This window comes from Allobosea sp. P2_A10, from assembly GCF_056405115.1.
The window spans coordinates 1-6,567 of record NZ_JBFUCS010000041.1; the positions used below are offsets into that span (position 1 = coordinate 1).

At 58.4% G+C, this 6,567-nt stretch carries 9 protein-coding genes; 6 read left to right on the forward strand and 3 right to left on the reverse strand.

Features of this window, described 5'->3' with window-relative positions; genetic code table 11:
• Positions 1-226 precede the first annotated feature (226 nt).
• Complete coding sequence (locus AC1DZY_RS26255; RefSeq protein WP_476823103.1) at positions 227-1,330, reverse strand: methyl-accepting chemotaxis protein; 1,104 nt, start codon at positions 1,328-1,330, stop codon at positions 227-229.
• Positions 1,331-1,600: 270 nt separating this feature from the next.
• Positions 1,601-1,996 carry a BLUF domain-containing protein gene (locus AC1DZY_RS26260; protein WP_476823096.1) on the reverse strand — a complete coding sequence of 132 codons (396 nt, stop codon included), beginning with the start codon at positions 1,994-1,996 and terminating at the stop codon, positions 1,601-1,603.
• A 408-nt stretch (positions 1,997-2,404) separates the two neighbouring features.
• On the opposite strand from AC1DZY_RS26260, the gene AC1DZY_RS26265 reads away from it, so the two are divergent.
• Entirely contained in the window at positions 2,405-2,656 is a 252-nt protein-coding gene (locus AC1DZY_RS26265) for a hypothetical protein (protein ID WP_476823097.1), read from the forward strand.
• A gap of 633 nt (positions 2,657-3,289) precedes the next feature.
• A complete protein-coding gene (locus tag AC1DZY_RS26270; RefSeq protein WP_476823098.1) occupies positions 3,290-3,487 on the forward strand; it encodes a hypothetical protein in 198 nt (65 codons plus the stop codon).
• Between the two features lie 145 nt (positions 3,488-3,632).
• Here AC1DZY_RS26270 and AC1DZY_RS26275 read toward each other — a convergent pair whose 3' ends face one another.
• A complete protein-coding gene (locus AC1DZY_RS26275) occupies positions 3,633-4,763 on the reverse strand; it encodes an MlaD family protein (protein ID WP_476823099.1) in 1,131 nt (376 codons plus the stop codon).
• Positions 4,764-5,371: 608 nt separating this feature from the next.
• Here AC1DZY_RS26275 and AC1DZY_RS26280 point away from each other — a divergent pair.
• The 4 genes from AC1DZY_RS26280 to AC1DZY_RS26295 form a co-directional block, all read left to right on the forward strand.
• A complete protein-coding gene (locus AC1DZY_RS26280; RefSeq protein ID WP_476823100.1) occupies positions 5,372-5,530 on the forward strand; it encodes a hypothetical protein in 159 nt (52 codons plus the stop codon).
• A 6-nt stretch (positions 5,531-5,536) separates the two neighbouring features.
• On the forward strand, positions 5,537-5,749 hold the full coding sequence (locus AC1DZY_RS26285) for a hypothetical protein (protein ID WP_476823101.1): 213 nt from the start codon (positions 5,537-5,539) through the stop codon (positions 5,747-5,749).
• Between the two features lie 110 nt (positions 5,750-5,859).
• On the forward strand, positions 5,860-6,003 hold the full coding sequence (locus AC1DZY_RS26290) for a hypothetical protein (RefSeq protein WP_476823102.1): 144 nt from the start codon (positions 5,860-5,862) through the stop codon (positions 6,001-6,003).
• A 430-nt stretch (positions 6,004-6,433) separates the two neighbouring features.
• On the forward strand, positions 6,434-6,567 hold a 134-nt coding region (locus tag AC1DZY_RS26295; protein ID WP_476823104.1), incomplete at its 3' end, for a helix-turn-helix domain-containing protein.

A 6,567-nucleotide genomic window follows, 5' to 3' on the forward strand; every position in this document is an offset into this window, starting at 1 on the left:
CCACATCATGCCCTCAAAGTAGCGGCGGTTGTCCTGCGCCGGTCGGCAACCGCGCCCGTGCTCGGCCGGCAGCAAAGGCCCAATCAGCGCCCATTCCTCATCCGTCAGACCAATCCGATCGCCCAAGGGTTCCTCCAAAAAGAAGCCTTGAATCAATCCGCGAGTCTCAGGTCAAGCTTTGTCCACGAGGCCTAGAATGCTTCGCCAAAGCGGGTTCAATATACGCCTAGGCGGACAAACGGCGCACCAAATCGGAAAAGGCTACGTCAAATTCTACAGAGGCAAGTCCGAATTTTTGAGACGTCGAGTCAAGAATCCCGGCGATTTGCTCAGTGGCAGACACTTGCACATGGATATGTGCGGCACCCTGCAAGACCTCGCTGGAATGCTGAAGCGATTCCACCGCTGCACTTGCTACTTTACCAACGGCCTTCTCTTGCACATCAAGGGCAGTGGACATTTCACAGGCATGCAATTCGGCCTCCCCAACGCTCTCCGAAATCAAGCGAATGGCCTCGGCGGAGCGGGTTGACGTGGACTGGATATGCTTGACCTGATCAGCAATCTCTAACGCCGCCTGCGCGCTCCTGGCTGCCAGGCATTTGACTTCGGCGGCAACGACCGCAAAACCTATGCCTGCTTCGCCAGCACGGGCGGCCTCGATAGTGGCATTTAGCGCCAGAAGGTTCGTTTGCCCAGCGATTGATCGGATGAGGTTTACCACCTCGCCAATTCTAGTCGCGCCGGCATCAAGATGCTCAACTAAATCGGTCGTGTTACGCGCGATTTTGTCGGCTCGGACGACCATATCAAATGTCGATCTCAGCCGCTGGGCCAAGGCTTCACTTGCTGAAGCCATCTTGTCTTGGGCAGTCGCAACGCTGGCCGCTGACGATTCGGCGCGTCCCGAATTCTGCTGCAGCATATTCAGGCCGTCACGCGTCTCCGATGCAACATAGGTGAGTTCTGTCGTGGCAATGCGAGTTGTCGCCGTGCAATTGGCTATTTCGCCGCTAACGGCAGCGAAGCGCGACTTCATGTCAACGAAAACCGCATCCCGATTGCGACTGCTCTCAGACGTTGGGGGCTTTGCCCGATCGTCCCGATTGACCCTCTGGTGATCCAGCAAGATGGCGTGAATTTTGGACCAATTATCGGGTTGAGAGGAAGGATCTACATCTCGGCCCGCACCAAACTCCTTCAATGCAAAAAGGAGGTTGTTTTGAGATGCGCGGGCTCGTTTGATCACAGAGGCAAGCGAAATAACGAGCGCGACTACAGCAGCAAGACAACTTGGTACAAGTAAGTCGATTAGTAAAGAAATCTGCACATCAATCAAACCGCTGCTCGAATGGTAGCGCAGCTCGGGTCTGCGACGAGAATAGGCAAATCGGCATTGCAGCTACTGGCCTTGGCTTTTCACAAGACAAGCATAGGGCGCAGAACCTACCAGAGCGTAAAAAATGGGTCAGGTGCGGTTGAGGACGGGCCGAAGCTCACATCGCCGTATCGGACTGTTCTCAACGTGCCTGACGAGCCGCGAGCGTACGCATCGCGTTGACGCCGCGCGACGCGAGATACAGCTTGTACGGTCACGAGTTCACCGGATCGGCGTGTCAACCGACATTGATCGTTTGGCAAACGCAACTGCTTGGTCTGCTTCGGAAAATGCCGGAACGGGATCGGTTCGGAGCACGCCACCCATTCTCCATGCTGAAAAATCGCGTTTCTCGACGTTCCGAGAGAAGAGCGTCCTTGTGCCGCGATGCCGCCCATCGCGCGCGATCCGCTCATAGGTTGCTAACACATCGGCCCGCTTGCCCTCCAATATCTGCAGGAAGGTATTACCGTCGAAAATCAGAAATCCAGTAACATCCACATGGGCGTTGTTTCGGATCGAGGCCTGGACAATATCGCGCAGCGCCTGGATCGTACTATCGATGCGCCCGGCCTGAAATGTCGATGAATAAATGAGCTGGTATAGATGGTTGGTCATGCAGGCTCCTTTCTGCAATGCCCAACGCGAAATGGGTGCGTTGGTTCACGCGCCAGTTTGGCGCACCGCAGCGGCCCGCCGTGCGCCTGCGGCGATTCTCTCTCGCATAGGCGCTGGCGCCTCCAGGGCATGGTTATGCTCGGCTGAATTGCCCTTACGGTTGTCAGATGGCCCGTCAAGCGAACGGAATGTGTCTGGTTGGACTGTCACAAGTCTCGCGGCTGGAAGGCGAAAACGCATGACGCACCCATTGCCGCTTTAGATCGCTGACGGGCCGTGGTCCTTATTGATGTTGAAACAGCGCTCGAAGCGGCAAGGGCATTCGCTATTGTCGAGACTGGACAGTCGCGGAACCGCAATCCGAACGGGAGGTTGGGGCCTCACCCCCCTACAACCCAGGATGACACCATGACTCTTCTGCGAACCACTGTGATTGCCGGTCTGCTGGCTTTGGCTTCCGTGACCGGGGCGTCTGCGCAAGCCATCTCGCCGTCCAACGATCCCGCCCGCCCCAATCAGCGGGGCTCCCAAGGCCAAAGCCCGACCGCCACGCCCAATTCGGGCATTCTCTCAGACCGCAGCGGTGCCGACTCCAGAAATCCAACGCTCGATCCGGCGCGCCCGAATAAGCGCGGCTCACAGCAGGCGCCCAAGAACTGAAGCCTGCCGCACCCGCACAGTCTAATCGTTAGCAGGCTCCCAATCTGCCGGGCTGGGTCAAGCTAACAACGGAAAAAACCGGCGCTCCGCTGGGGGCGCCGGACTACGAGGTGATTGGGAAAGTCAGCGCCATCAGCGCTTTTGCGCGGTAGCGCCCGGCGCTGGCGGCGTGCCATGCTCCGATGCGGCCATGAAGAGGTCGGTGCCGGCCTTGTGCCGCAGTTGGGGTCCTTCGCCTTGAAGACGGCCGCCGCCAGCGGCGACAGCATCATTGTCGACCTGGGCGGGCAGCCCAGCGCTAGCAGGACGCATTCTTTTCTGTCGAAACGCATCATGTTCTCCATCGTTCGCGAGCTCAGCCCGCAGTTGTGCGGCTGCGGGGCGAATACGCCTTATTGCAGGAGGCTACGAGACTGCGGCTTCATGGTCGGAGACAGACGGAGCGTAAAAGTCTGGCTGCTTGCGCAGCCACTTTTGTTGGCGGCAATGGGGCCGGTCCTTCGCGGCCGGCCCACTTTCGCAAGTTCCGTTCGCACGCGTATGACTAAGGAGGATCAATTCGGCTAAGGCAGGACCAATTGAAGGCAGCTGCGTAGCCAATCCGGTTCAATCGTTCAATCTGGATGGACGCCGATGCTCCACACCGAGATCATGACGAAAAAGACAAAGCGGTCAGTATCGAATGATCGCGACGAAACTGTTGACGAGACGGTCGAAGTGGTCACCTTTTTTCGGAACCTGCCACCTCGCTCGCGGACAAAAATCCTACGGCTCGCCAAGATGCTGACGATTGAGGCTGAGATCGCGGAAAGCGCTGAGCGGGAGCCGTGACACGTTTGCGGCCAATGGTCGTCGTCAGACGGCCTGCCGGCTATGAGCCGAGCACAAGCTGTCTCACACGCGCCGTGCTGCGCGGGCGAAGGGCGAAGGCCCTGAGATTGGCCGCGCCAAGAGTGAGCGATAAGCTCGCCTGTCGCTATCGAGATCCATTGTATTGAGGGACGCTTTTCTTGCTCCCGAAAATCAAGTTTTGCGGGTTGCGTTCAACGTCGCGCAAGGCCCGGCTGATGTCCGTGAGAATTCGCTGCCCGTTTGTCGTTAGGCTTTGAATGCTGCGCGGCCCCTCACTCGTGAACCGGTTAATTTCAACGGCAAACTCTGATGTCTGTTTATCGAGGTTGTCCGCTAGAACGCGAAGTGACTTCGCGGCATCGCTGACATCGTCAAAGGCGCTGCGGCCGTCCTGCCCGGCAGCCTTGTTCAGGAAGGCCTGGGCACCGATCAGGACGCCCTCCGCCATATCTGCCGCCCGGTTGAGCTTGTCGGCAGTCGAGGTGACGTTCTTCACGGCCTCGGTGACAGCCTCACTGCCCAACGCCACGCTGATTCCTTGAGCGCTGTCGATCAAGGCAGTGACCTTCACCCGATCGATCAAGCGCGCCTTCTCGCTCAGTTGCTCGGTAAATGCACTGACGCGTTCCGTCAGCGGGGCGATGAAGTCGGCGACCGAACCAACGCTCTGCATCAGATGCGCAACGCCATCCGAGCCGGCAGCTAGCCCTTCCGAAAATTCCTCGGCGCGCTTGATGGTTGCGGTTATCGTGGCACCGTTTTGCTGTATCAGGGCCTCCAAGCCGTCAATCGCCTCGTCCGCTCGCTTGGCAACCGTCCGGACGGTTTCGAGGATACTCTCGGAAGGCTCAGCGAATATCGTTGGAAGCAACTGACCGGATTTCGCGGTAAGGGCTGGAGTGCCCGGTTCTCCACCAAGAAGCTGAACTGCAACCACCCCGGCGAACCCCTGCGCCTCGATGCGTGCGCGGGTATCAGTGTGCAGCGGCGTGGCAGGGTCGACTTTGACGACGGCATAGATTTGGCCCGGATCATCGGATCGGAGCTCGATGCTTGTCACTTCGCCGACGATCAGACCATTGAAAAGAACGCTGGAGCCTCGCCCCAAGCCGGACACCTTGTCCTTGAAGATGATTTGAACCTCGGCCTTTTCGACAGCACGCCCGCTGCTGAACCAAAACAGAAACCCGAGCAGGGACGCGGTAAGCGCAACGGTGAACGATCCGATCAGTGCGTCCCGCGATCGAGAATTCATCGTGATCGTTCCAAACATCGATCGAGGCGGCTTGCGAGAAAAACGGTATCGCTTTCCTGCGAAGGCTCTAGGCGATGTTGCTGGCGGGCGCCATGTCCAAGCAAGCAAAGATGCCGACGCTAGCGTTATGACGTCAGCATAATCGCGCCGACCATAACGATGATGCTCGCTGCCACCAAAGCCAGCCAAATGCGCCAAAAATAGCGCATCAATCTTTGCAGCGGGTTAGCATCTTGCCAGTGCCGGGCACGTCAAACCAGCACTCGTCTTCGTAGTGAACCGGAGATCCATCGGCGAGTGTATAGCTCGTCCACGGCGCGACGACCCCATGCTGCCAGACAATGACGGTGTAGCGGTTACCATTCTCGTCTTGGCAGGCCTCTCGGCGGACCTCGAATGGAACAGCGTCTTGCTCGACTGCACCGCGCCGCGACGTACGCTGCCCAATTTCATTTAGTTGACCCATGACACCACCCAACGCTGTAACCGAGCATGAACCTTTCGAGAGTTTCGAAGGTTCCGATGCCAGCCATTGGTCAGGCGATATTATCGGGCGGATCATTTTGCCATCCCCGTCGTTGGCTCTTCGAAATGCCAGGAGGGCGGCAATGACAATCGAATCTCACGAAGCTTATGAGGCCGCGATAAAGCGGCTTGCGGAATTGGGCGCCACTCCTGCCGAGGGCTCTGACCAAGACGAGTTTTTCGAAATCAGCGCGGCCATGGTGGACTACGAGACCCGGAATCATCCGGCGGTGAAGGAGTAGCGTTCGATGTCGTCGCTGTTTCAATCTGCCGGCCCCGAAGCTTTGCAAGGCCGCAAGGCCATCGTTCGATGCGAGGAGGATTATGAAAGGGCGACGCAGCGCATCGCCGAACTCGGCGCGCCGCCAGTTGGGTCGATCGACGAGGCCGAGCTGATCGGCTTGATCGAGGCAGTCGAAAAGTGGGACGCACGCCACGACGACGCGACTGGCTGGGAGTAGGCCGTTCTGCCTGCAAAATTCGACGCAGGCAGCGGTCGTCAGGTCGGCCGCGCTGATGTATGCCTCGCGCCATGGATCACACTAAAAGCTCCCTGGAACGTGCGTTTGAGATGGCCAAGTCGGGCAGATGCCAGTCTGTTGCTGATGTCCGAAATGCCTTGAAGGCCGAGGGCTATGACGCCAGGCAGATCGAGGGCGGGGTGCTGTCCAAGCAGATCAGAGCGGAAATCAAGAAGGCGCGTGCGGAGATGTGAGGCGGCGGTGAGGCGTCCCCTAGCCGGACTAATTCAGCTTTGCCCCCACGGCTGTGAAGGTCGAGGTCAGTTTCGTGTCGACCGAAGTCATCGCCGTAATAGCGGCGACGGCGATCAGAAGCGATCAGGCCGTATTCGATGGTGGTCGCACCGGATTCGTTTTCAGCGAAGCGTCGAAAAATTGAGCGAGGCATGATGATTTCCTGTGACGCCAGGCGGAGTGAACCATCCCAGCCCTTTGGAACGCCATCGGTTCGACCCTCGAACGCTTCAACCCAGCCGAATGCGCGAACTTCGTCATAGCCGCAGGATATGAACCTATTAAACCGAAAATGCTCTAGAGGGGGTTTCGATCTGATTGAATCATTTGGGATTCCCAAATCAGCCTAGAGCTGATTCAGACTGCCTGCCGGGTCGGAGGCCGGCGGGGATGTCGAAAGCTCTGTCTGTCGATCTTCGGGTTCGGGTGCTGGCTGCGGTCGCACGGGGTTTGACGCACCGCCAGGCCGGCGAGCGGTTCGGTGTGAGCGCGGCGAGCGTCAGCCGCTGGCGCAAGCTGGAGCG